General features: G+C 66.8%; 17 protein-coding genes. 7 read left to right on the top strand and 10 right to left on the bottom strand.

Translation table 11 applies throughout. The features are described 5' to 3' along the window. Window positions 1-4 precede the first annotated feature (4 nt). From BMZ48_RS01495 to BMZ48_RS01510, 4 genes are read right to left on the bottom strand one after another with little or no spacing between them, the layout of a single operon-like run. Window positions 5-1,531, bottom strand: a complete 1,527-nt coding sequence (locus BMZ48_RS01495; protein WP_091530764.1) for an acetyl-CoA carboxylase biotin carboxylase subunit — start codon at window positions 1,529-1,531, stop codon at window positions 5-7. A gap of 8 nt (window positions 1,532-1,539) precedes the next feature. Next, window positions 1,540-2,202, bottom strand: a complete 663-nt coding sequence (locus BMZ48_RS01500) for a TetR/AcrR family transcriptional regulator (RefSeq protein ID WP_091530561.1) — start codon at window positions 2,200-2,202, stop codon at window positions 1,540-1,542. 4 nt (window positions 2,203-2,206) lie between these two features. Further along, a complete protein-coding gene (locus tag BMZ48_RS01505) occupies window positions 2,207-3,982 on the bottom strand; it encodes an acyclic terpene utilization AtuA family protein (RefSeq protein ID WP_091530564.1) in 1,776 nt (591 codons plus the stop codon). Window positions 3,983-3,985: 3 nt separating this feature from the next. After that, complete coding sequence (locus BMZ48_RS01510; RefSeq protein ID WP_091530767.1) at window positions 3,986-4,768, bottom strand: enoyl-CoA hydratase-related protein; 783 nt, start codon at window positions 4,766-4,768, stop codon at window positions 3,986-3,988. A gap of 208 nt (window positions 4,769-4,976) precedes the next feature. On the opposite strand from BMZ48_RS01510, the gene BMZ48_RS01515 reads away from it, so the two are divergent. From BMZ48_RS01515 to BMZ48_RS01540, 6 genes are read left to right on the top strand one after another with little or no spacing between them, the layout of a single operon-like run. Further along, on the top strand, window positions 4,977-5,522 hold the full coding sequence (locus BMZ48_RS01515) for a nuclear transport factor 2 family protein (RefSeq protein WP_091530567.1): 546 nt from the start codon (window positions 4,977-4,979) through the stop codon (window positions 5,520-5,522). Window positions 5,523-5,547: 25 nt separating this feature from the next. After that, entirely contained in the window at window positions 5,548-6,552 is a 1,005-nt protein-coding gene (locus BMZ48_RS01520; protein ID WP_234981461.1) for an enoyl-CoA hydratase/isomerase family protein, read from the top strand. A 7-nt stretch (window positions 6,553-6,559) separates the two neighbouring features. After that, entirely contained in the window at window positions 6,560-7,177 is a 618-nt protein-coding gene (locus BMZ48_RS01525) for an ACP phosphodiesterase (protein ID WP_159431038.1), read from the top strand. A 23-nt stretch (window positions 7,178-7,200) separates the two neighbouring features. Continuing rightward, window positions 7,201-8,394, top strand: a complete 1,194-nt coding sequence (locus BMZ48_RS01530) for an acyl-CoA dehydrogenase family protein (protein WP_091530577.1) — start codon at window positions 7,201-7,203, stop codon at window positions 8,392-8,394. Beyond that, window positions 8,391-9,263: an SDR family NAD(P)-dependent oxidoreductase gene (locus tag BMZ48_RS01535; RefSeq protein ID WP_091530581.1), complete on the top strand. Its 873-nt coding sequence runs from the start codon at window positions 8,391-8,393 to the stop codon at window positions 9,261-9,263. Before BMZ48_RS01530 ends, BMZ48_RS01535 begins: the two co-directional genes overlap by 4 nt. A 23-nt stretch (window positions 9,264-9,286) precedes the next feature. After that, window positions 9,287-9,658 (top strand): VOC family protein, encoded by a 372-nt coding sequence (locus BMZ48_RS01540; protein ID WP_091530584.1) that lies wholly within the window; start codon window positions 9,287-9,289, stop codon window positions 9,656-9,658. Window positions 9,659-9,762: 104 nt separating this feature from the next. Here the strand turns inward: BMZ48_RS01540 and BMZ48_RS01545 are convergent, their stop codons facing one another. The 6 genes from BMZ48_RS01545 to BMZ48_RS01570 all read right to left on the bottom strand — a co-directional run bounded on the left by BMZ48_RS01545 (window position 9,763) and on the right by BMZ48_RS01570 (window position 21,906). Further along, complete coding sequence (locus BMZ48_RS01545) at window positions 9,763-12,888, bottom strand: efflux RND transporter permease subunit (RefSeq protein ID WP_091530770.1); 3,126 nt, start codon at window positions 12,886-12,888, stop codon at window positions 9,763-9,765. A 106-nt stretch (window positions 12,889-12,994) separates the two neighbouring features. Next, window positions 12,995-14,224, bottom strand: coding sequence for an efflux RND transporter periplasmic adaptor subunit (locus BMZ48_RS01550; RefSeq protein WP_234981462.1), 1,230 nt, complete (start codon window positions 14,222-14,224; stop codon window positions 12,995-12,997). A gap of 31 nt (window positions 14,225-14,255) precedes the next feature. Further along, complete coding sequence (locus BMZ48_RS01555; protein WP_091530588.1) at window positions 14,256-15,590, bottom strand: TolC family outer membrane protein; 1,335 nt, start codon at window positions 15,588-15,590, stop codon at window positions 14,256-14,258. Continuing rightward, window positions 15,568-16,365: a TetR/AcrR family transcriptional regulator gene (locus BMZ48_RS01560; RefSeq protein ID WP_234981463.1), complete on the bottom strand. Its 798-nt coding sequence runs from the start codon at window positions 16,363-16,365 to the stop codon at window positions 15,568-15,570. Before BMZ48_RS01560 ends, BMZ48_RS01555 begins: the two co-directional genes overlap by 23 nt. Before the next feature lie 281 nt (window positions 16,366-16,646). Further along, window positions 16,647-18,944 carry a TIM-barrel domain-containing protein gene (locus BMZ48_RS01565; protein ID WP_091530595.1) on the bottom strand — a complete coding sequence of 766 codons (2,298 nt, stop codon included), beginning with the start codon at window positions 18,942-18,944 and terminating at the stop codon, window positions 16,647-16,649. Window position 18,945: 1 nt separating this feature from the next. Continuing rightward, on the bottom strand, window positions 18,946-21,906 hold the full coding sequence (locus BMZ48_RS01570) for a parallel beta-helix domain-containing protein (RefSeq protein ID WP_091530598.1): 2,961 nt from the start codon (window positions 21,904-21,906) through the stop codon (window positions 18,946-18,948). Window positions 21,907-22,101: 195 nt separating this feature from the next. Between BMZ48_RS01570 and BMZ48_RS01575 the strand changes: the two genes are divergently transcribed. Continuing rightward, window positions 22,102-24,561, top strand: a complete 2,460-nt coding sequence (locus BMZ48_RS01575) for a penicillin acylase family protein (RefSeq protein ID WP_159431039.1) — start codon at window positions 22,102-22,104, stop codon at window positions 24,559-24,561. Window positions 24,562-24,603: the final 42 nt, after the last annotated feature.

Consider the following 24,603-nt stretch of genomic DNA (forward strand, 5'->3'; position numbering starts at 1 on the left):
TGGCTCAGTTCCTCCATCCGCCCATCGCCGCGTGCATGTCCGGTATGGCGTCGGCGAGGTCGCGCATCGGCCGGGTGCTCAGGCTCGCGACCGCCAGCAGCCGCTCCAGTGTGTCGGCGGCAAGCGGTGGTTCGGCGGCGATCTCGGGGTGGGCGTCGAGAAAACCGGTGTGCACATCGCCGGCGACGAAGGCCGGATGCGCGATCAGCCGGCGCAGGAACGCGATGTTGGTCTTGCAGCCGAGCAGCACCGTCTCGCGCAGCGCCCGATCGGCCTTGGCGATCGCGTTGGCGCGGTCGGTGCCGTGCACGATCAGTTTGGCGAGCATCGGATCGAAGTTCGCGGTGACCTCGCCACCCTGGACGATGCCGGCGTCCATGCGGATGCCTTCGCCCTGCGCCGGCTGCCAGACCAGGACCGGACCGGTGGTCGGGGTATAGCCGCGCGCCGGATCCTCGGCGTAGAGACGGAACTCGATCGCATGCCCGCGCGTATGCAGATCGGACTGGCGATACGGCAGCGGCTCGCCGGCGGCCACGCACAGTTGTTCGAGCACCAGATCGAGGCCGGTGATCGCCTCGGTCACCGGATGCTCGACCTGCAGGCGCGTGTTCATCTCCAGGAAATAAAACTCGCCGTTCTGGCCGAAGATGAACTCGACGGTGCCGGCGTTGCGGTAGCCGATGGCGCGGGCGATGCCGGCGGCGGTCTCGCAGATGTCGCGCCGCTGCGCGGCGGTGAGCGCCGGCGATGGCGATTCCTCGACGATTTTCTGGAACCGCCGCTGCACCGAGCACTCGCGCTCGAAGACGTGGACGACGTTGCCCTGCCCGTCGCCGAGCACCTGCACCTCGATGTGGCGCGGCCGTTCGACATAGCGCTCGACATAGAGCCGGCCATCGCCGAAGTAGCGCTGGCCCTCGCTGCGCGCGCGCGCGATCTCGGCTTCGAGCAAGGCGAGGTCGCGCACGATGCGCATGCCCTTGCCGCCGCCGCCGGCGGATGGCTTGATCAACAGCGGCGCGCCCAGTCGTCGCGCACGCTCGACGAAGGTATTCGGATCGTCGTCCTCGATCGCGCTCGGTGCGACCGGAAAGCCGGCCTGGGCCACGAAGTTACGTGCGCGCACCTTGTCGCCCATGAGTTCAATCTGCGCCGGTGTCGGTCCGACGAAGCGGATGCCCGCGGCTTCGACCGCTGCGCAGAAATCCCCGTTCTCGGAGAGAAAGCCATAACCCGGGTGGATCGCACCGGCCTTGCAGGCGTGGGCCGCGGCGATGATCTGCGCGCCGTCGAGATACGCCGCCACCGGCGTGGGCCCGGTGATTTCGATCGCCGCGTCGGCCATGTGCACCGCCGGCGTGTTCCGGTCGGCGGCGTGATAGACGACGGCGCCTTTCAAGCCCAGCGCCTGCACCGTGCGCAGGATACGCACGGCGATCTCGCCGCGGTTGGCGACGAGCACGGTGGAGAACGGCCAGTGCGCGATCCGGGCGCGGACCGCATCGAGGCGGGAGCGGGAGTCGGTCATCATGCGGTTCACCGGGGTTTGTTGCGCACGGGGCTCATGGCCGCCGCAGCGCGCGGCAGCAGGCCCTCGCACAGCAGGGAGGTGATCTGTTCGGCGAGCCGGTCGATGTCGAGCGATCCGCGCCCGCGCAGGTAATGCCAGGTGGCGTGTTCGATGCCGCCATAGACGAGATCGCGCACCAGCCGCGGCGGGATGTCGGCGCGGAAGCTGCCGTCGCGCTGGCCGGCTTCGATCTCATCGACCAGATACTGCGTGTAACGGCGGTTGCGGGCATGCAGCGAGGAGCCGTGATAACCGCTTTCACCCTGGACTTCGCGGAACATCAGCTTGCACAGCTGCGGATAGTCGCGCACCGCACGCAGATGGTGACGTACCAGCATGCGCACACGGGCGCGGCGGTCGCTGATGCCCGCGAGTGCGCGCTCGGTGTCGCCGAACAACTCGTCGTACCAGCGTTCGAGCACCTGCAGCAGAAGCTCGCGCTTGGTCGAGAAGTATTTGTAGACGAGCCCCTCGACGACGCCGATGCGTGCGGCGATTTCCGCGACCGAGGCCGCGTCATAGCCCTTCTCGCAGAACACGTCGCGGGCGCTGACGAGGATCTCGTCGACGCGCTGGGCGCGCGCGCGCCGGATGGCGTGGGTGCGGGCTGGTTTGCGCGCAGCGGCCATCGTGCTACAGCCAGCCGGCGGGCACGCGGATCGGAAAATCCATCAGGATCTGCGCCAGCATCTTGCCCTGTGGGTCGTAACGCAGGCTGGCCATGCCGCCGCCGCCGAGGGCCTCGTGCAGGACGAAATTGAATCCGCACAGCCCCGGCCACTCGTAGCGCTCGACGCGGCCGTGTACGAAATGCGCGAAATACGCCTGCACCGCCGCGGCGGTGAGCTGCTCGCGCAGGATCGGCAGATAGTCCGGCTTGCGCGCGAGCACGCCGATGTTCGCCGTATCGCCCTTGTCGCCGGAGCGGCCATAGGCGAGCCGGATCAACGGCACGCAGGTTCCGTCCGCCACCGGCGCGGGCGCTGGCGGCGGCGCGGCTACGGGTGCTGGCGGCGGCGCATCGGCGCTGGCGTGTGCGATCTGCAGATTCTCCCGAAAGGGCTGGCCATCGACCTCGATGCGCACCTCGTGCTTGGGCACCAGGCATGAAAACAAGCGCACCAGGGGCGTGGGCGACGGCCGTCCGCCGGAAAACCCGGTGATGCCCTGCGCCATCGCCGTCGCCGGCGGAATGAATTCGCGGCCGAACAGTTCCAGCGCCTTGGCGTCGGCGTGATGCACGGCGATCTTGAGGATGACCTCGCGGGTGTCGCCGCGGCGCGCGTGCGCGCCCCAGTTGGCTTCGGCGCCGAGCACTTCGACGTCGGTGCGCTGATAATCGGGCCAGTTGCGCTCGGCGAACATCCGCCGTGTGCGCTTGAGAATCGCCTCGGCCACGGCGTGGGCTTTTCTGACCGCATCGATCCCACCGATCAGCATCGTGCCGGTGGCGCGAAAGCCATCCTGATAAGTGGCGGAAACCTTGTAGTAAGCACTCGGCGCGCGGCCTTTGGCACCGCGGACCTCGACGCGGTCGGGACCGACTGGCGCAAGGCGCACGTCGCGCCAGTCGCAGATCACGTCGGGCAGCACATAGGCGGATGGATCACCGACTTCGTAGACGATTTGCTCGGCCACCGTTTCCGGCACGATGCGCCCGCCAGTGCCCGCCGGTTTGGTGAGGACGAAGGATCCATCGGGCCGGCATTCGGCGATCGGGAAACCCATGCGGTCCCAGTCGGCGGCGACTGCCTCCCAATCCGTGCAGATGCCGCCGGTGGCCTGCACGCCGCATTCGAGCACGTGCCCGGCGAGACTGCCGGCGGAGAGCTTGTCGAATTCATCGGCCCGCCACTTGAACTCGTGGATCAGCGGACCGAGCACGATCGCGGAATCCACACAGCGGCCCGTGAGGACGATGTCGGCGCCGGCGTCGAGCGCCGCGGCGATCGGGAACGCCCCCAGGTACGCGTTCATGCTCCACAGCTTCGGCGGCATCGGCGCGCCGCTGAACATCTCGCGGATGCCGGCGTCGCGCAATGCCTCGGCGCGCGGCAGCAAGTCGTCGCCGGTGACGACGGCGACCTTGAGCGCGATGCCGAGCGCCTTGAGTTTCTCGTCGATCGCCGCCTTGCAGGCCTGCGGATTGACGCCGCCGGCATTGGTGACGACGCGGATCCCGCGCGTCTTGAGCTGCGGCGCAAGCTCGGCGAGCACGGCCGGAAAATCGGTGGCGTAGCCGGCGTTCGGATCTTTGGCGCGCGCCCGCGCGAGCAGCGACATCGTGATCTCGGCGAGATAGTCGAGCACGAGATAGTCGATCTGGCCGGAGTTCACGAGCTGCCTGGGGCCCTCGGCCGAATCGCCCCAGAAACCGGCACCGCAGCCGATGCGGACGAGATCGCGCATATGTCAGTTCCCCGTGAAGCGCGCCGGCCGCTTCTCCTGGAACGCGGCCATGCCTTCCTTGGCGTCCTCGGTCGAGGACATCACCGGCACCATGACCTGCGCGTATTCGAGCGCCTCGCGCAGGCTCATGTCGCGCATCGCGTTGAACGCCTGCTTGCCGAGCCGGATCGCGGTCGGCGATTTGTCGAGGATGCGCGCGAGCAGCCAGTCGAGCTTGGCATCCAGCTCGGCACGCGGTACGACGTAATTGACCACACCCCAGGCGAGTGCCTCGTGCGCGGTGAACGGCTCGCCGGTGATGCACATCTCCTGCAGCCGGCGCGCGGGCAGCACGCGCATCATGTACGGCAGGATCATCATCGGCGTGACGCCGATCTTGGCCTCGGTGGTGCCGATGCGGATGTCGTCGGCGGCCACTGCCAGGTCGCAGGCGCACAGCAGCCCAAAGCCGCCGGCCATGACGTGGCCGTTGACGCGCGCGATCACCGGCAGCGTGCATTCCTGCAGCCGCTTGAACAAATCGACGATGTAGTGCTTGGGGCGCGCGAAATCGACGGCGAACGCAAAGCCTTTGGTGTTCTTGGCCAGATCGGCGCCGGCGCAGAACGCCTTGTCGCCGGCGCCGGTGATGACGATCGCGCGCACCTCGTTGCCGGACACCGCCTCGGCGATGCCGCGGTCGATCGTGCGCACGACCTCTTCGTTGAGCGCGTTACGGCGTTCCTCGCGATTGATGATGATCCATTGCACCGCACCGCGGCGCTCGATCAGCACGGGTTCGGACATCGCAAAAATCTCCACGGACAGGCGATCCGGCTCCGTCCACGGGACCGGATCGGTGAGGGTGTGCGCAGGCTAAGAAGCCTGTGGTGAGTCTGCCTCACCCAAATGCGGGAGACCAGGCCGGCGCCTTGGATTCCTGCAGCGTTCGGATGAGGCATGGCCCGGTCGTGCGCGCCAGACTCGCCTCGTCACCTCTGACGGAGGGCCACGCATGGACAAGACCCGCGAACAACTGCTCGACGAGCTGCTCGACAAGCAGGCCATCTACGAACTGATCATGGCCTATGCCAATGCCGCCGACCGTCACGACCACGCCAAGATGCGCACGCTCTATCACGAGGATGCGATCGACGATCACGGCCATTTCGCCAGCGGCCCGGCGATGGACTTCATCGACAAGCTGCCGGCGATCCAGGCAAACATGGACATCCTCCACCACAACGTGACGACGGTGAATCTCAAGCTCAACGGCAACTACGCCGAGGGCGAGGTTTATATCCTGGCATTCCACAAGGTGAAGGACCCCGGCGGCAGCTACGACGTGCTGATCGGCGGGCGTTATTTCGACAAATACGAAAAGCGCAACGGTGTCTGGAAATTCAGCCACCGCGCGATCGTCGCCGACTGGGCCTACCCGGCGCATCCCTCGGCGGTGCGGCTGGACCATCCGTTCCTCTCCGGTGCCTATCTCGGCAAGCCGGGGCCGGATGATCCCTCCTACCGTTTCTTCTCGCTGTTTACGTTCGGCGCGCGCTGAAAGGCCCTGCGCTAGAGTGCGCGGTGTGTCTGTGACGCCGTACCGTCTCGATTGCCTGCGCAAATGGGTCGCCCTGCCGGCGGCGGCGCCCGACTGCTCGCCGCTGTCGCCGACGCCGTGGCTTGCGCTGGATCTGGCATCTGGCGCGCCGGATCTGGATACCGCGGCCAGCGTCGCATGGCTGCAGCGCGTGCCGGTGCCGACGCTGGCGATCGGCCCCTGCGCCGCGGCGCCGGCCATCGCCGGGGCCTGCGACGTGCACGTGGCCACGGAAACCGAGGCCGAACCGCTGCTCGACGGCATCCGCCGGTCGCCGATCGCGGCCGCGGTTTTCGTACGCCTGCTGCGCAGCAGTGCGCACTTGGATCTGGAGTCGGCGCTGTTTGCGGAATCGCTGGCTTACTCGACGCTGCAGGCCGGCCCCGAATACGGGCGCTGGCTCGCCGCGCATCGCGCCGTGGCGCCGGCGCGTGCCACCGACACCGGGCCTGCCGTGGTCCTCGACCGCGAGGGCGAGGTCTTGCGGCTCGAGCTGAACCGGGCCTCCAACCGCAATGCCATGACCGTGGAGATGCGCGATGCGCTGTGCGAGGCGCTGGCGCTGGCCGTCGCCGACACCGGCATCGCGCAGGTGCACATCCGCGGCCGCGGCAAGTGCTTCTCCACCGGCGGCGATCTGACCGAGTTCGGCAGCACGCCCGATCCGGCGACGGCGCACATCGTGCGCACGCTGGCTCTGCCCGGCCGTCTGCTCGCGGCCTGCGCGGATCGCGCCACGGTGTACGTCCACGGCGCCTGCATCGGCTCCGGCATCGAATTTCCGGCCTTTGCTGCGCGTCTGGTGGCACGCCGCGATGCCTGGTTCCAGTTGCCGGAACTGCGGTATGGCCTCATCCCCGGCGCCGGTGGCTGTGTGAGTCTGCCGCGCCGGATCGGCCGCCAGCGCACCGCCTGGCTGGTGCTCACCGGCCAGCGCATCAACGCACAGACGGCGCTCGACTGGGGTCTGGTCGATGCGCTGAGTGCATGAGCCGCCAGTGAACTTTCTCGCCCATCTGTGGCTCGCCGAGCGCACCGGCACCTCGCTGGCCGGCGCAATCCTCGGCGATGTCGTGCGCGGCGCCGATTTGTCGGCGTACCCGCCGGAGCTGGCCCTCGGGATCCGCCTGCACCGGCGCATCGATGCGCGGACCGATCGCCATCCGCAGATCCGCGCGCTGCGCAGCGGGTTTGCCGCGGGTGCGCGGCGGTACGCCGGCATCGTCATCGATCTGGCCTGTGACCATGCGCTGGCGGCGGACTGGTCAAGCCATTCGGCCGAACCGCTGGCGGTGTTCTGCCAGCGTGCGGCGGTTGCCGTCGCCCGGCAGGCGCGCTGGTTCGAATACGCCGGCGGTTGTGCCCCCGATGCCGAGCGCTTCGCCGCGCTTCTGCGTTCGTATGCCGAGCCGTCCGGCATCGATCAGGCGTTCGCGCGCATTGCCCGGCGCCTGCGCGCGCCCGCGCCTTTGCTCGCGGCAGCATCCGACTGGCCGCGCCATGCCCGCGCGCTGCAGGCCGGCTTGCCGACGCTGCTCGCCGAACTGGTCGCGGATGTCGCCGATCTCACCTCATCGGACGAGCGCAGCGCAGATACGCTTTGCTATCGTCGGTAAGTCAGACTCACCGACGTATCACCATGTCCGCACCCGCTTCCGTGATGCAGGCCTTCACCGGCCTGTCGCAGGACGAACTCGAGGTTCTTGCCCAGGCCGACCGCTTCGCGCAGGCCGAGCTGTATCCACTGGCGCAGAAGATGGACGACGAGGAATGGTGGCCCGCCGACATCTTTCCGAAGATCGGCGCCACCGGTTATCTCGGCATCACCGCGCCGGAGCGCTTCGGCGGCGCCGGGCTCGACATCTTCACGTCCGGACTCATCCTGCAGGCGTTCGCGCGCTGGAACCATGCGCTTGCGCTCGCCTGGGTCGCGCATGAGAACCTGTGCCTGCACAACATCCTGCGCAACGCCAACGAAGAGCAGAAGGCAAAATACATCCCCGCCCTGGTCAAGGGTACGGCGATCGGCGCGCTGGGTTTGACCGAACCGGGCGCCGGCTCCGATGCACTCGGCTCCATGCGCACGACCGCGCGCCGCGAGGGCGATTACTACATCCTCAACGGCCGCAAGATCTACATCACCAATGGCCCCGTCGCCGACGTGCTGCTGGTCTATGCCAAGACCGACAAGGACCGCGGCGCCCAGGGCATCAGCGCCTTCATCGTCGAGAAAGATTTCCCTGGCTTTCGCGTCGCGCAAAAGCTCATCAAGATGGGTTTTCGCGGCAGCCAGACCGCAGAACTCGTGTTCGACGACTGCCGCGTGCCGGCACAAAACCTGGTCGGTGAGGAGAACCGCGGCGTCAAGGTGGTGATGTCGGGGCTCGATCTGGAGCGCGCGATGATCTCGCCGATCTGCCTGGGCATCGCCGAGCGCGCCTTTGCGCTGGCGCTGGACTACGCCCGGCAGCGCAAGCAGTTCGGCCGTCCGATCGCCGATTTCCAGATGATCCAGGCCAAGCTCGCCGAGATGTACACGCGCGTGGAATCGATGCGCCTGTTCACCTACCAGGTGCTGCGCGCGGCCAACGTCATCGGCGAGGACGAAGGCGGCCGCGGCGAGATCCACAAGCTGACCGCCGCCGGCGTGCTGTACGTGGCCGAGACGATGAACCAGGTCTTGAACGACGCCGTACAGGTGCACGGCGGGTCCGGCTATATCTGGGAATCGGAGATCAACCGCTTGTACCGCGCCAACAAGCTGCTGGAGATCGGCGCCGGCACCTCGGAGGTGCGCAAGATGATCATCGCCAAGGAGCTGCTCGGCGGATGAGGCTCGACATCGACGCACTCAATGCCCCGGAAGCCCTCTGGGCCGCTGACACCGTTTACCGCGCCGATTTGTTCAGGGACCGGGTCGCGCTGGTTTCCGGCGCGGGCAGCGGCATCGGCCGCGCGGTGGCGCTGCTGTTCGCGCGTCTGGGTGCCCGGCTCGTGATCTGCGGCCGCACGCTGGAAAAGCTCGACGCCGTTGCCGATTTCGTCCGCGCCAAAGGCGGCGAGGTGCTGGCCGTGCCGACCAATGTCCGCGAACCGGACCAGGTCGAGAACCTGTTCGCGCAGGCGCATGCGCACTATGGCCGTATCGACTGTGTGGTGAACAACGCCGGCGGCCAGTTTCCCCAGCACGCCATCGACTTCACGCCCAAGGGCTGGAGCGCCGTCATTCACAACAATCTCACCGGCACCTGGCTGATGATGCAGCGGGCGGCTCGGTACTGGCGCGACCAGGGCGCGGCATCGGCATCGATGCTGCGCTCGATCTGCAACATCGTCGTCGTCACCGAGCGTGGCATGCCAGGGGTGGCGCATACCGTCGCCGCGCGCGCCGGCATCATCGGTGCCTCGCGCACGGTCGCCGTCGAATGGGCGCCGCTCGGTATCCGCGTCAACTGCGTCGCGCCGGGGTTGACCGCGACCGAGGGTTTGCGTGTCTATCCGCCCGCGGCGCAGAAGGAATTTCCGCTCGCCAACCCGATGAAACGGCCAGGCACGCCGATGGAAATCGCCGAGGCGGTGGTCTATCTGAGTGCGCCGAGCGGCAGTTTCATCACCGGCGAGGTGCTCACCGTCGATGGCGGCGGCCGGCTCTGGGGCGAGCTGTGGACCGCCGGCCGGCCGGAGTACTATCAGTTTTCCTGACCTCCCCAATCCGGAGCCTTCCGATGATCGGTTACGTCACTCTTGGGACCAACGATTTGCCGCGCGCCGCGGCTTTCTACGATGCCCTGCTCGGTGCGCTTGGCGCCAAGCGCAGCTTCCACAACGACCGTCTGGTCATGTGGTCGGTGACGCCGCAGGCGCCGGGTCTGGCGGTGATCAAGCCCTACGACGGCAAGCCGGCGACGGTCGGCAACGGCGTGATGGTTGCCTTGGCAGTGGACAGCCCCGAGAAGGTCGATGCGCTGTACCACAAGGCGATCGCACTGGGCGCGACCGACGAGGGCAAGCCCGGCGAGCGCATGAAAGGGTTCTACGCTGCCTATTTCCGCGACCTCGACGGCAACAAGCTCAATTTCTTCTGCATGGGACGCTGACGCGCGGGCATGCGCGTGCGCACAGACATGCGCACAGACAAACGCCGGCGTCACCGCCGGCGTTTTTGATTCGAAAGCCGCCGTTTGGGCGGCGCGACGTGCGCTCAGTGCCCGGCGGGTACGGCGGCAGCCGCAGGTGCGGTTTGGGCAGCTTTGTAATCGCGGCCGATGTACAGATACATCGCCGGCACCACGTAGAGCGTGAACAGCGTGCCGATGGTCATGCCGGCGGCGATGACCAGACCGATCGAGAAACGCGCACCCGCACCGGGGCCCTCGGCCAGCAGCAGCGGCACCATCGCGATCACCAGGGCCGCCGTCGTCATCAGCACCGGACGCAGGCGGATCGACGCCGCCTCCTCGATCGCCGCACGCTTGTCCAGGCCCTGTTCCTGCAGCTTGTTGGCGAACTCCACGATCAGGATGCCGTGTTTGGAGATGACGCCGATCAGCGTCACCAGGCCGACCTGCGTGTAGATGTTCAGCGTCATGCCCGGGAAATGGGTCAACTGCATGCCGTTGGTGATCGCAAAAATGTTGAGGAACAGCAGCGCGCCGCAGACCGACATCGGCACCGTCACCAGCATGATGATCGGATCGCGGAACGATTCGAACTGCGCTGCCAGCACCAGGTAGATGATGATCAGCGCAAACACGAAGGTCGTTGCCAGCGCGGCCCCCTCCTGCTTGAACTGCCGCGACGGTCCGGCGTAGTCGGGAAGAAAGTTCGACGGCGCGAGTTCGGCGAACAGATCCTCGAAGATCTTCAACGCCTCGCCCTGCGGAATGTCGGGCCGCGGCACGGCGATGATCGTATTCGAGTTGAGCTGCTGGAAATGCTCGATCGCGCGCGGCACCACGTGCGGCTCCAGCGAGATCAGCGTGGACAGCGGGATCAGATCGCCGTTGCGCGCGCGGGTGTAATAGCCCTGGATCTGCTCCGGGTTCAGCCGCTCGTTGCGTGTGACCTGCTGGATCACCTTGTATGAGCGCCCGTCGTAGGCGAAGCGGTTGACCTCGCCGCCGGCGAGCAGGGCGGCGAGGTCCGCCGACAACTGGCCCATGTCCACGCCGAGCAGCGCGGCCTTGTCGCGGTCGATGTGGATGCGGACCTCGGGCCGGTCGATGTTGACGCGCTTTTCGACGAAGAAGAACTTCTTCGTCGCGCGGGCGCGCTCGATGATTTGCTCGGTGATCTCGGCGATCGTCTCCGGGCTGGCCGTGGACTTGAGTACGAATTCGACCGGATAGCCCTGTCCGGGCGTGGGCAGCGCCGGCGGCTGGATGCCGGCCCAGCGCAGTCCCGGTACGGCGGCGAGCTTGTGGTTGAGATCGGCGAGGATGGTTTCCGTCGAGCGCTCGCGCTCGGTCCATTCGCGCATCACCAGCCCCATGAACGCGGTGTTGGTCGCGTTGCCCTGGGACAGGCTGAAGGTGAAGATGTGCTCGACGTCGGGATCGTCGAGCACGATTTTCTGCGCGGCCTGGAACTGCTCCTCGAGATATTCGGGCGAGGCATAACCATCGACCTCGTTGATCGAGAACGCAAAGCCGAAGTCTTCCTTGGGCGCGAGCTCCCGTGGCGTCAACACGTACAGGAAGTAGCAGGAGGCGAGCACGATCAGGCCGAATACACCGATGACGTGGCGCGTGTCGAGCGCGCTATGCAGGCGGCGCTTGTAGGCGTTGCGCCATTGCTCGAACTTGCGGTCGAGATAGTCGGCGAGCCGGTTCGGCGCGGCGCCTTCACCGTGCGTCGGCTTGAGGATGCGCGCGCACATCATCGGCGTCAGCGTCAGGGCGATCACGCCCGAGATCAACACCGCGCCGGCGAGAGTGAAAGCGAATTCGCTGAACAGCTTGCCGGTGATACCGGTGAGAAAGCCGATCGGCGCATAGACCGCAACCAGCGTGATCGTCATCGCGATCACCGGGCCGACGAGCTCGCGCGCGCCCTTGACCGCCGCATCGAAAGGCTTCATGCCCTCCTCGATGTGGCGGTGCACGTTCTCCAGCACGATGATCGCATCGTCCACGACCATGCCGATCGCCAGCACCATCGCCAGCAAGGTCAGCAAGTTGATGGAGTACCCCATCGCATACATGATGAACAGCGCGCCGATCAGCGACAGCGGCACGGTGACCGCCGGAATCAGCGCGCTGCGCACCGATCCCAGGAACAGGAAGATCACGACGAGGACGATCACCACCGCCTCGGCCAGCGTCGTGCGCACCTCGTTGATCGCCTCGCGGATGTACTCGGTGCTGTCGTAGCCGATCGTCGCCTCGAGGCCCTCGGGCAGGGCCTGCACGATCTGCGGCCAGATCTTGCGCACGTTTTCGATGACGTCGAGCACGTTGGCTTCCGGACGTACGCGGATCCCGATGAACAAGGCCTGGTCGCCGTCCCAGCCGGCGCCGCCGTCGTAATCCTCGGCACCGAGGACGACGTTGGCGACATCGCCCAGGCGCACGACGTCTTCTCCTTCGGCACGCAACACGAGCTGGCGGAATTCCTCGGCGCTGCGCAGGTCGGTGCGCGCCGACAGGCCGATGCGCACGTAATTGCCCTTGGCCTCGCCGACTGCCGACAGCACGTTCTGGTTGCGGATGCGGGCATAGACCTCGCTGGCGGTGAGGTTGTGCGCGGCGAGCCGGTCCGGCTTGAGCCAGATGCGCATCGCGTAGGTGCGCGCGCCCATGATCTCGGCGCGCTCGACGCCAGGGATCGCCGCGAGCTGCGGTTCGACGATGCGGATCAGGTAATCGGTGATCTGGCTTTTGTCGAGCAGCTTCGAATAAAACGACATGTACATCGCCGCCGTACCGCCGCCTTCGGCGATGGCGATGATCGGATCCTCGGAGCCCTCCGGGAGCTGGTTGCGCAGCTTGTTGACCTTGGCCGAAATCTCGGTGAGTGCCTCGTTCGGATCCTTGTCCAGGCGCAGGTTGGCAGTGATCGTCGTGATGCCCTGCGCCGTGCTCGAGGTCATGAAATCGATGCCATCGGCAGAGGCGATCTCGCGCTCCAGCGGCGTGGTGATGAATCCGTCCATCAGCGCGGCCTCGGCACCGGGGTAGGCGACGCTGATCGTGATCTGCGCGTTCTGCAGCTTGGGATATTCGCGGACCGTCAGCTCGGAGCCGGCGCGCAGGCCCAGCAGCAGAATGATCAGGCTGACGACGGTGGCGAGCACCGGCCGCTTGATGAAGATGTCAGTGAAGTGCATGGGCATACCCTGAGATGGCAAAAGCAGCGACCTCGGCCGGGATGGGGGCTGGCATGGCGTGAGCCGCTCCTGTGCGTATCTGACCGTCTTTGGATGCGTCCCCCGGTCACGTCTGCGGCGGCGTGGGGTCGAGCGTGGCCTTGGGCGCGAGCGAGTTGTTGATGATCACCGGATGCTGGTTGCCGAGCTTGATCAGCCCGGAAGTGGCCACCTGCTCACCGGCCTTGAGTCCCTCGAGCACGGCGACGAAGTCACCGCGGCTTTCGCCGATGCGGACGAAGCGCTGCACGACTTCCAGATCGGTCGCCGGCGTCTGGCCCGCCGTGCCGGCGGCCGGCGCGGTCGTGGCGGAGGCCTTCTTCTGCACGACGAAGACCGAGGTTCCGTAGGAGCTGTAGTTCACCGCCGTGCGCGGAATCGCGAGCACCTCGCGCTCCCCGGGCAGGCGCAGCGCCACGCGTCCGAACTGGCCGGCGCGCAGCACGCCATCGGCATTGGCCAGACGCGCGCGCACGCCGAAGTTGCGGGTGGACGTATCGATTTTCGGTTCCACCGCGAGCACGCGGCCTTCGAACACCCGTTCCGGCTGCGCGTCCACGCGCACGCTCACGGCATATCCGGGCCGCACATGGCCGACGTACTGCTCGGGCAGGCTGAAATCGATGTCGATCGGATCCAGCGACTGCAGCGTGACGATCGGCGTGCCGGGTGCGACGTACTGGCCGACGTTGATGCGGCGGATGCCGAGCACCCCCGCAAACGGCGCGCGCAGCTGCTTTTGCGCGACGCGGCCGGCCTGGGCCTCGGCGGCGGCGCGGGCGGCGTTGGATTCAGCGACCGCGGCGTCGTAATCGGCCTTGGAAATGGCTTCGAGCTTGAACAACTGCTCACGGCGCTTGCGGTTGAGTTCGGCGAGTTCCGCCTGCGCCTGCAGTCGCTTGAGCTCGCCGAGCTGCTCTTGGGCATCGAGCGTGACCAGCAGCGCCCCTTTTTCGACCCGATCGCCGGATTCGAAGTGGATCGCCTCGACCACACCGCCGACCTCGGTCGTGAGATCAGCGCCCTGCACGGGCACGAGCGTGCCGATGGCTTCCAGGCGGTTGTCCCAGCGCATGATCTGGGCTTCGGCGGCGCTGATCGTCGCCGGCGGAATCGGCATGTTCTCGAGGTATTGCACCATCATCTTGTTGCCGAACCACTTCATTGCGAACACGCCGCCGAACAGCACGAGGGCGAGCAACAGCAGCACGGCAAGGCGCACGACGGTCTTGCGCCGGTGCGCGGCGCCGTGGGTGCCGGAAGACATCGGATTGGACCGGGAAGTGAAATCGTTCATGACCGGATTCCTGGAAGTTTTTGTGCCGGCATCAGCGTGCCGGTGGGTAACGGAGCAATTGGTCGATCTGGGCGAAGTCCTGCGCCGACAGCTCGCCGGCGAGCTGCTTGAGCTGCAGCAGGTTCAGCAGCAGGCGATAGCGGGTGCCGTTCAAGTCGCGTTGCGCCTGCACGACCCGTGACTTGGCATCGAGCACATCGGTGATCGTGCGCGTGCCGGCGTCATAGCCGGCGCGGGTCGCCGCCTCGGCGGCCCGCGCCGACTCGAGCGCGCGCGCATAGGCGCCGACCTCGGCATACGCGGTCGCCACCTGGCGGAAAAGCTGGCGTGTCGTGCGTTCGGTCTCCAGCGTCACGCGGCGCAGCTCGGCTTGCGCGGCCTGGGCGTTGGCGATGGCCTGCTGCCAGGCCGCATGGTTGATGCCGCCGGCATAGATCGGCACGCTGAGTTCGACGCCGATGCGGGCATCGTCCGTGCGCTGGCCGAAATCGAACTCGCTGGTGTCCTCGCGGCCCGCGGACGCCACCAGATCCAGCGCCGGCATCGCCGCGGAACGCGCCCGCTCGCGATCGGCTTCGGCGATGCGCAAGGCCTGCGCGGCCAGCGCGATGCGCGGGCTTTGTGCGCGCGCGGCCTCCACCCACTGCTCGGCGTCGGCAGGCTGCAGCGGCGGAAAGACCACGTCCTCGGGCAGCACCGGCAGCGCGACATGGCCGTTGCCGGTGATCTCATCGAGCGCCTCGCGCGCGGTTTCGAGCGCGGTCTGCGCCGACAGCACGCGCGCCTGCGCGAGATCGTCGCGGGCCTGGGCCTCCTTGAGATCCGTGCCCGGAACGAGTTCGACCGCGTAGCGTTTGCGCGTGTCTTCGAGCGACTCGCGCACCGCCGCCGCCTCGGCCTCGGCCTGGGCGAGCTGATCCTGGGCGACGAGTACCGCGAAATAGCGCTCGGCGACGCGCACCAGCGTCTGCTGCTCCCGGTCGCGGAAGGCGGTTTCCGCCTGGTCGTCGAGCGCGCGTGCGCGCTCACGCCGCGCGAACCAGTCGAGCCGGAACAGGGGCTGGCGCGCCGTCACCTGCGCCCCCCAGCTCGGATACCGGTCCTGGGACCGCCCGAAGACGCCGTCGGATTGCGTCCTGGCGTAGCCGTAATGACCGCCCGCGGACACCGTCGGCAGCAGCGTGCCCCGCTCGATGGCCCCGGATTGGCGCGCGGCAGCGTACTGCGCCTGTGAGACTGCGATTGCGGGATCGTGGCCAGCGGCGCGCCCATAGGCTTCGCTGAGCGTCATCGCCGCTGCCGGGCTTGCGGCGAGCACGGCCAGCAGGGCGACGGCGGTGGGGCTAAGCCGCGCTGCACAAATCATGGAACACCTCGTTTCTTATACGTTCGTTCAGCCGGTCGATCGTGCGGTCATCGGTGACGTCGACCAGCGGCTTCCAGTTGAAGCCGTTGAGCATCGCGTGCATGTGCCGGAACATCAGGCGATAGGCGTCGTGGCCGGCGAATTCCTCGAGCACGCCTTCGGCATGGACCAGATTGTGCGTGCCGTTGCACAGCGCCCACAGGCCGGTGCAAAGCTGCTCCGGCGTCAAGCGCCCGAGCACCAGATCGCCGGCAGCGACGGCATCGCGAACGATGTCGGCGACGATGCGCGCCACCGGCTGGCACGCCTCCAGAAATTCCGCGCGCCGGTCTGGCGAGGCCGCGCGCCACACCACCTCGCACAGCGCGTACTGGGCGATGCGGAAGTGATCCGGGTGGCGGCGCACGAAGATCAGGTCGGCCACGCCGATTGCGATCATGCGATCGCGCGCCGAGGCGTTCCAGTCGCGGACGCGGCGGAACAACTCCGTATGCTCCTGCGCCTGCAGTGTGGTCAGTGCCAGCAGCAAGTCTTCCTTGCTCGCGAAATGCTGATACAGCGTGCCGACGGCGTATTCGCACTTTTCGGCGATCCGCGACATCTGCAGGTTGAGCAGCCCGCTCTCGCGGATCAGCTCGCGCGCGGTATCGAGAAACAGCTGCTCGCGTTCCGCGAACTGGCGCTGGCGGCGCTCCTTGGTCCCCACGGCAACACACCCAACGGCTCGAAACGAGCGCGGATTTTGAACCTGATTCGGATTCGATGCAAGGTTCATCGGCCCTCATCGGCGGCGCCGCGCGGCCGGCTGGGCTGGGCCTCATGCGCGCTGCGGCCGATCGACCCGTGGGGCAGGGTCCAAGGCGGGGGGTTGCACCGGCAAACCGCGCCGGTGTTCATGACGGAATGGGCGTCTGCGCGTTTCCCTGCGGCGGCGTATCGACGGCGCGAGGATCGCTCCGTCCGCTCCTCGATCCATCCGCGCATGCACGCCGTGCGCCGGGGTATCCGACAGTGCGGGAGCAGCCCGCGGTGCTCGCCTGGACAAGCAGGCGCCGTTCAAGAGGGGAAGTGCAGCTCCCGAATCTGATTCTCGCGGTCGCGCAGCCGGACGATGTCCGGCCCGCCGTGGTCGGCGAGGGTTTGCACATCCGGCGGTAACACCGGAATCCGGGCGCCGGCGCGTACGAACAGCGGAATCTGCTCGCGCGGTGCGGGTACGGTGACCCACTGGCCGCCCTCGACGATGGGGATCGTGCCTTCGCGCAGGCGAAACGCACCCGTGGGCTCCTCGTAGATCACGGCATCCCAGAAGTTCACCCAGCGGCCGTGCGGCAGGTACAGCCGGCGTTCGGTCGCCCCGGCCTGATACACCGGCGCGACCAGCAGGTCGGGGCCGAACAGGTATTGGTCGTCCAGCGCAATTGCCTGCGGATCCTGCGGGTGGGTGAGCACGTGATGGCGCATGACCGGCAGGCCGGTTCGGTAATACGTATCGACCGCTGCGCGTACATAGGGATAGAGCTGGGTGCGCAGCTTGGCGTAGCGGCGCCAGATCGGCAGATGAGGTTCGTCCCAGATCTCGGGCTGGTCTTTGTCCGGAATGACGATGCCGCCGGCCTGGTTGCGGAAGATCACCGAAAAGGCACCGAAGGCGATCCAGCGGTCGAGCAGCTCGGGCGTGCGCCGGGTGAAGCCCAGCGCGAAAAAGCCGCCGATGTCCGAGCCCCAGATGCCCACGCCGGACAGCCCCATCGACAGCGCCTGATAAATCGAGGACTCCAGGCCGTCGAAGCCAAAGACCGTACTGGGATCCCCGCCCCAGACGATCGGCGAACACGCCGCCGAGCCGGTCCAGCCGGAGCGCACGAAGCGTGCGAGCGGCTTGCGATGGTGGGCGGTGGCAGCGGCAAAGCCGCAGTGATAGTCGCGCGGGTAGCGGTTGTGGAAGGCCGTGCCGGTGACGCCGTTGCGATCGACCGCGTCGAGCGGCGTGTACTCGCCGAAGTCCTCCATCCAGCCCTCGTAGCCGTGGCCGATGGCCTCATCCAGCAGGCGGCGGACGAACGCGACCGTTCCCGGCGCGGTGAAATCGAACTGACTGACTTCGAAGACCGTCGAGGTCGTGTACGGATAGCGATAGGTCTGGCCGAGCCGATCGCGGATCAACACGCCCTGCTCGATCGCCTGGTCGAAGACCGGCTGGTAGTCGGCGCAGAGCATCGGGTTGAAGTAGGCGTGCACCGCCGTACCGAGTGCGTTGAGCGCGCGCACGTGCTGGCGCTGCTGATCCTCGACGCCGCGCTGATCGCCGCAGGGCAGATAGTGCGTGTAGCCGGCAGTGACCGAGGTCGGCACGTCGGCCGCGACGAAGCGTGTGATCTGCTCGACGCTGCGCGCGTCGAGATTGCCGCCCTGCGCCTGCACCCAGGGGCCGAAGGCCCAGGGCGCCAGCGTATCCGGCTGACGCCCCGTCGCCTCGGTGTAGCGGCGCAGCGCTTCGGCGGGCGTGGGCCCCGCGAAAACGCGAAACCGCAGCGCGGCCGCCTCGACCTCGGCGCTCCATACCGTCGCATCCAGCCGGTGGTAGCTCAGCTCGTCGTGGTCGAGCAGCACGCCGTATCCGCGTGAAGACAGCAGCCAGGGGATGGGGTAGTAGCTGGCATCGCGCCGCCAGCGGATGCCCCACTTGGGTACAACTGCGGTGATGAACGGATACTCCTCATCCTGGTAGGGTCCTTCGCCCACATAGTGCTCCAGCACCTCACCGGCCTGATTCACCGCCTGCGAACGCTGCCCGAAGCCAAAGAATCCCTCGCCCGGCGCAGCCTCAAAGCCGACCCGCATCGCCTGGATGCCCAGGCTCGTATCCGGCAACACCTCGATGGCGATCACGCCGTCGGCTTGTGCGAATGCGCGCACTTCCAGGGAAAGCTCTGGATTTGCCGTGGCCACGCTGCCGATCCAGACATCGCCGTCGCGCCGCTCGGCCACCAGGCGCATCGCCGCGGTCCAGCCCTGTTCGCGCGCAACAGGGGCGGCTGGCGTGCCGAGCACGACCGGGGGAAGCAGGGGCGCTGCGCCCGCACCCGCGGACGGTGGTCCCGGAAAGACGGCGAGTCCGCCCAGCGCGGCGCTCGAGGCTGCGGCCTCGTTCAGCAACGCGTTTCCCTCGGCATCGAAGAAGCGCAGGCGCCAGGGGTTTTCATCCACCCGCAGCTTGAGCGCGCCGGCATCGACCGCCCACGCCGATGGCTCCGGACGCACGGAAGGCGGCAGGGTGCTGTCCCCGCATCCCGCAGACAGCGCGGCGCAGGCCAGCGCGCCGGCGCGCAGCAGCCAGGCGACGCCCCGCACCTCAACCCCAGGGCGCGGTTTGCGCCGGTGTCGGCGGCAGCGGGGCCATCAATGGCACGGGCAGCGGGCTGGCGTTGCGGCCGCAGGTGTTGGCCTGCGGGTCGGCGAACATACCGACGTATTGGTCGATCCATTCGCTGAGCAGATTCACCGCCTCGGTCTGCATCACGCTGCGGGCGAGCGGCGGCATCTTGATGCCGGGCGCGGTGGAGGCGACGCGGTTGACGAGAATCGAGACTCCGGCATCGCCCGGCTGGATGTCGTAATCGCCGGCGTCGGCGCCACGGCCGGCGGCGATGGGGGGTTTGCAGATGCCATGCGCCTGCCCCATTGGCTCGGTGAAGGCGTCGAGCCGCAGGCCCGAGTTCTGCGCGCCACCCGCCGGGTTGTGACAGTGCATGCAATTGACTTCGAGGAAGGCCCGCGCGCGCTTGTGCACGTCCACGGCCGAGCCGGGGGTATCGCCGCCGCTGCCCGGCACGTTCCAGCGCACCATTTTCTCCAGCTGCTCCGGCGTGCGGCCGGCCGGCAGGTCGAGATAGCCCTGTGCCTGCAGATAGGCGAGCTGGTTCATCGAGCCCACGCCCGGATAGTCGTAGTTGCGGTTGAGATTGCGCACCTTCGGGCCGATCGGCGCCGCGCCGGCTTCGCGGTCGTCACCGCCGTGGCAGAGCAGGCAGGCGGCGGCACTGGGTATGGCGTAGTGATCGGTGGCACCGCGGTAGTGCAGCCGCTGGCCCTGCGCGTCCACCGCCTCGGGATCTGGATCGGCGTAGTCCCAGCGCACGCTGCGCGTGCTGCCTTCGATTTTCAGCTCGGCGTAGCGGCGGCCGTCCGCACCCTGCTTCCATTCGTAAGCAAGGCCGACCCACACCGGCCGGCCGTCGGCGTTCTGGCGCTTGATCAGCAGACGCGTCTCGACGATGTCTTCCCGATCGCCGTCCTTGAATGCGAACGTCTTGGCAAACACCGTGCCCACCGGGAATCCGAGTGTCGCGGTGTAGCAGTCGTAGATGTTGAGCGTTTCGCAGTCCGTGTGATCCATGTAAGTCGCTTTCTGCGGCCGACCGGCAGCATCGGGCGGGAAGAAGACGAAACGGTATTTGAGCGCGTAGTCCGAGAACAGGATCGTGTTTAAATCGAAGGGCACGGCAAAGCCGTTCGGGTTGCGGGTCGGATCTTCCGGATCGGCGAACAGGTTGTACTGATCCAGCCGCGGGCAGTTGTAGCGTGACAGCGCCGCATGATTGATCTGCCCCGGCTGCACGCTGGCACAGACGCGCGCAAGCTCGGCGTCACTCGGCCGCGGATCATTGGCCGGGTTGGGCACGTAGCGCGGCAACACGGGCACGAACTGCGGCAGCAGCGCCGGCTCGACAATTGGGCACTCGGTCGGGATCGTATGATCGACCGGCTGCAGATTGGCTGGATCGGTCGGGTCCGGCGTGCCGAATTTGATGTTCGCGTAGTCATCGACGAGCAGCGCCTGCGGCGTGGTCTTGTTGAAGACGTTGTTTTCGATGCACATGCCGTTCTGCGGCTTTTTGAGCGTGCCGTCGGCATTGAATTTCCACGCGTTGTACTTGCACACCGGCTCGGGGTCGTACTGGTAGAGATTGGGCCGGCCCCGCTCGTCCATGCGGGCTTCGTAGCGCTCTTCGCGCGTTTCGTTCGGGTTGGGCTGGTTCAGCGGAATGCCATAGCGGTCCACCGGGACCTGTGTGCAATCGTTGGGTCCGTCAACCGCGCCGTCCCAGATGATTTGCGCGGATTTGCCGCCATTCTTGAGTTGGATGATGGTCACCAAAAGACCGGCGTTGTCGGCGAGACAGGCCGGATCGTCGCCCGGCCCGGGCAGGCCGCCGGGGCCGGTGCACGTGCTGCGTTCCGGATCCGGCACCTGCGGACTCGTGCCGTTGTTGGTGAACGTGTTGCTGTAGATGTGCATGCCCTCCGGATAGAAGTCGTAGCGATTCTGCGGCTGGTTGGGATCCACCAGGCCGTAGTTGACGATGACCAGACCGACGGTGTTGTTGTCCTTGATGTCGTTGTCATAAAACTCGAGCTGGTCGGAGGCGAGCACCAGCGCGCCGGTTCCCGAGGGCACGTAGGACACGATCGCCCCGCGCGGCGCAAACTGCGGGATGTTGTTGTTGTACGAGCGGTTGCGGTGAACGAGATTCTTCTCGCCGAACTGCACGCGGCCGGGCAGATCGAACACGAGGAAGCCGGCAACGTTGTCGTGTGCGTAGTTGTCGATGAACTCGGCGCGGTAAGTGTTTTCGAACTCAAAACCCGCGACATTGTGGAAGGCCTCGGTGCGGCGCACGAGGATGTCCGAGGACTGGCCGACATAGACACCGGCATCGCTGGAACCCACCGAGATCGAATCCTCGATCAGCACCCGGTGGCAGATCACCGGGTAGAACGCATACGCGCCGTTGGCACTCCAGCTCTGCGGATCCGGGTTGTAGGTGCCAGGCCCGTAAACACTGTCGGCATGCGGATCGGAGATGGTCCAGCCAATCCGCACATCGCGGATGACGACGTCTTCCGAGCGAAACACGCGCAGGCCGTTGCCCGGGGCGTCGTAGATCGTGAGCCCCTCGACCGTGATGCCGGTCATGCGGTTGAGGTTGAAGCCGTCCTGATCAACGCTGTTTTTGAATCGCAGATAGGTTTTGTCCTTGCCGGCCCCTCTGATCGTGATGCCCTTTTTGCCGAACATCACCAGGCCGGTATCGAAGTCGAACTTGCCCTCGCAAAATTCGATGATGTCGCCCTCGCGGGCTTCGAAGAAGGCGATGATCGCCTGCTTTTGCGCATCCGGCCCCGGACAGATGCGGAACGTTTGGGTCGGCACCGCTGCGCCCGGAATCACGCTCGGCGCGCTGCTGTTGCCGCATCCCGCCAGCAGCAGCGCCGCCAGCAGCATCCCCATGGCCATCTTTGCGTGTGTCATGGTCTCATCCTCCTAGCACCGGGCAAGCACCGCCCGCTGCCGCACCTGTCGTGTACGACCCGGCGCAAGGTAGCACCGGATGTCGCCGCGGCAATAGTAAATCCGCTCTGTAGGGGTGTGTGAGGCGTCCCGGCACGGCTGCGCAGCGCTATAGTCTTTACGCCGACAGCCGTTGGATCGATCGGGGGAGAAACCGTGCGCACCTGGAGTTTCGTGTCGCTCGCAGGACTTAGCCTGCTGTTTTCGGCCTGCAATGGATCATCGACGCCGGTGGGCGCCGGCACTACCGGTTACAGCGCCACCGTCACACGCACGGCGCTGGGCATTCCGCACATCCGTGCCAACGACTTCGCCGGCATCGGCTATGGCTACGGCTATGCATTTGCCGAGGACAATCTCTGCGTGCTCTACGACGATCTGCTGACGATCCGCGGCGAGCGCGCCCGCTATCTCGGCCCCAATGGCACCTACACGATCCCGGCCAACGATTCGGTGACCGATAACGTCACCAGCGATTTCTTCTGGAAGCTGATGGCCAACGACGAGGCGATCGCGCGCCTGAAGGCTGCGAGCGTGCCCGAGATCCGTGACGCCACGCGCGGCTTCGTCGCCGGCTTCAACCGCTATATCCGTGAAATCCGCGCCGGCGGACATCCGAATCGGCATGCCGCCTGCCGCGACGCCGAATATCTGCAACCGATCCGAGAGGACGACATGTACCGGCGCTACTTCCGCCTGGCGGTGCTCGCCGGCACCTCCGTCTTCGCCGACGGCATCGGCTCTGCGCAGCCACCGTCGCCGACCAATCCCGTCGGTCCGGTGCTCGGTGCGGACGAACTGCGCGCCGCGCTCGCCCACGACCTCGGTCCGCTCGCTTTCTTCCGTCAGGACCGGCCGTTCGGCAGCAACATGTATGCGATCGGCCCGCAAGGCTCGGCGACCGGCGAATCCATGGTCTTCGGCAACCCGCACTTCCCCTGGGAGGGCAGCGAGCGCCTGTACATCGCGCATGCGACGATTCCCGGCAAGCTCGACATCATGGGCGCATCGCTCTACGGCGTGCCGGCGATTCTCATCGGCTTCAACGATCATCTCGCGTGGAGCCACACCGTTTCCACCGCTTACCGCTTCACGCTCTACCAGCTCACGCTCAACCCGCAGAACCCGACGCAGTATCTCTACGACGGCGAATTCCGCGACATGCAGCCGGTGCCGCTGTCGATCCAGGTCAAGCAAGACGACGGCAGCCTGCAAACCGTCGAGCGCACGCTCTACCGCACCCACTACGGGCCGATGGTGGGGCTCAAGATCAATGCGCCGGGCATCGGGCCGGTCAACGTCTTGCCGTGGACCAACCTCGTCGGCTTTACGATCCGCGACGTCAACGCCGAGAACGACCGACTGCTCAACCAGTTCGCCAAATGGAACCAGGCGAAATCGCTCACCGAGTTCAAGGCGCTGCAGAAGAGCATTCTCGGCATTCCCTGGGTCAATACCGTCGCATCGGGGCCGGGCGAGCGCGCGTATTACGCCGACATCACCGTCGTCCCCAACGTCACCGATGAGCAGCGCACGACCTGCGATGCCCAGCCGCTGGCGAGCGTGTTCGACCAGCTCGTTCCCGGCGTGCCGCTGCTCGACGGCTCGAACAGCGCCTGCGAATGGGGCACCGACGCCGACGCGCCGGCTCCGGGCATCTTCGGCCCGTCCAACCTGCCGAGTCTGGAGCGCGACGATTACGTCACCAACTGCAACGACAGCTACTGGCTGGTCAACAGTCACGAGCGCATCACCGGATACAACCGCATCATCGGTGAAGAAGAGACACCGCGCTCGCTGCGCACGCGCCTGTGCCTGCTGCAGGCCGACCGCCGCATCGCCGGCACCGACGGCCGTGAGGGTCGCAAGTTCACCTTCGAGCAGCTCAAGGACATCGTTCTCGCCAGCGACCTGCTGTCGGTGGAGCTTGCGCGCCAGACCGTGCTCGACACGATTTGCCCGCTGGGGTTTGCCATCGGCACGACCGGACCGGTGGACATCGGCCCCGCCTGCGCCGTGCTCGCCGCCTGGGACGGTCGCGCCAACCTCGATTCCAAGGGCGCCCACCTGTGGCGCGAATTCTGGCGGCGCGCGATCGGCGCTCCCGGTGGCCTTCCAGTCAACCCGCTCGCACCAGCGATCTGGAACACCCCGTTCTCCGCGGACGATCCGGTCAATACCCCGCGCGACCTCAATACGCTGCTGCCGACCGTGCAGGCGGCGCTCGCCGATGCCGTGACCGCCGTCGAGGCCGCCGGCTTTGCACTCGACGCTCCGCTCGGCGAGGTTCAGCACTCCGGCATCCATGACGAGTACATCCCGGTCTTCGGCGGCACCGGCACCGAAGGCGCGTTCACAATCGTTTCACCGTCGGGTCCCCTCGGCGAGAGCGGCTACGAGATCACCTACGGCAACAGCTACATTCAGGCCGTCACCTGGCGCGACGGCAAAGTCCACGCCGAGGGCTTCGTCACCTATTCCCAGTCCACCGACCCGGCCAGCCCGCACTACGCCGACTTCACCCGGGAATACGCCGGCAAGCGCTGGCACAAATTCCCGTTCACGCCGGAAGAGATCGAGGCGCAGAAGATTGCGCAGTACACGCTGCGCGAGTGAGAGGAGCCATGACCTTCGTAGGGCATGTGTGCCGACCCGCGC

Origin of the sequence: Fontimonas thermophila (genome assembly GCF_900113085.1) — a bacterium.
Lineage (GTDB): Bacteria > Pseudomonadota > Gammaproteobacteria > Nevskiales > Nevskiaceae > Solimonas > Solimonas thermophila.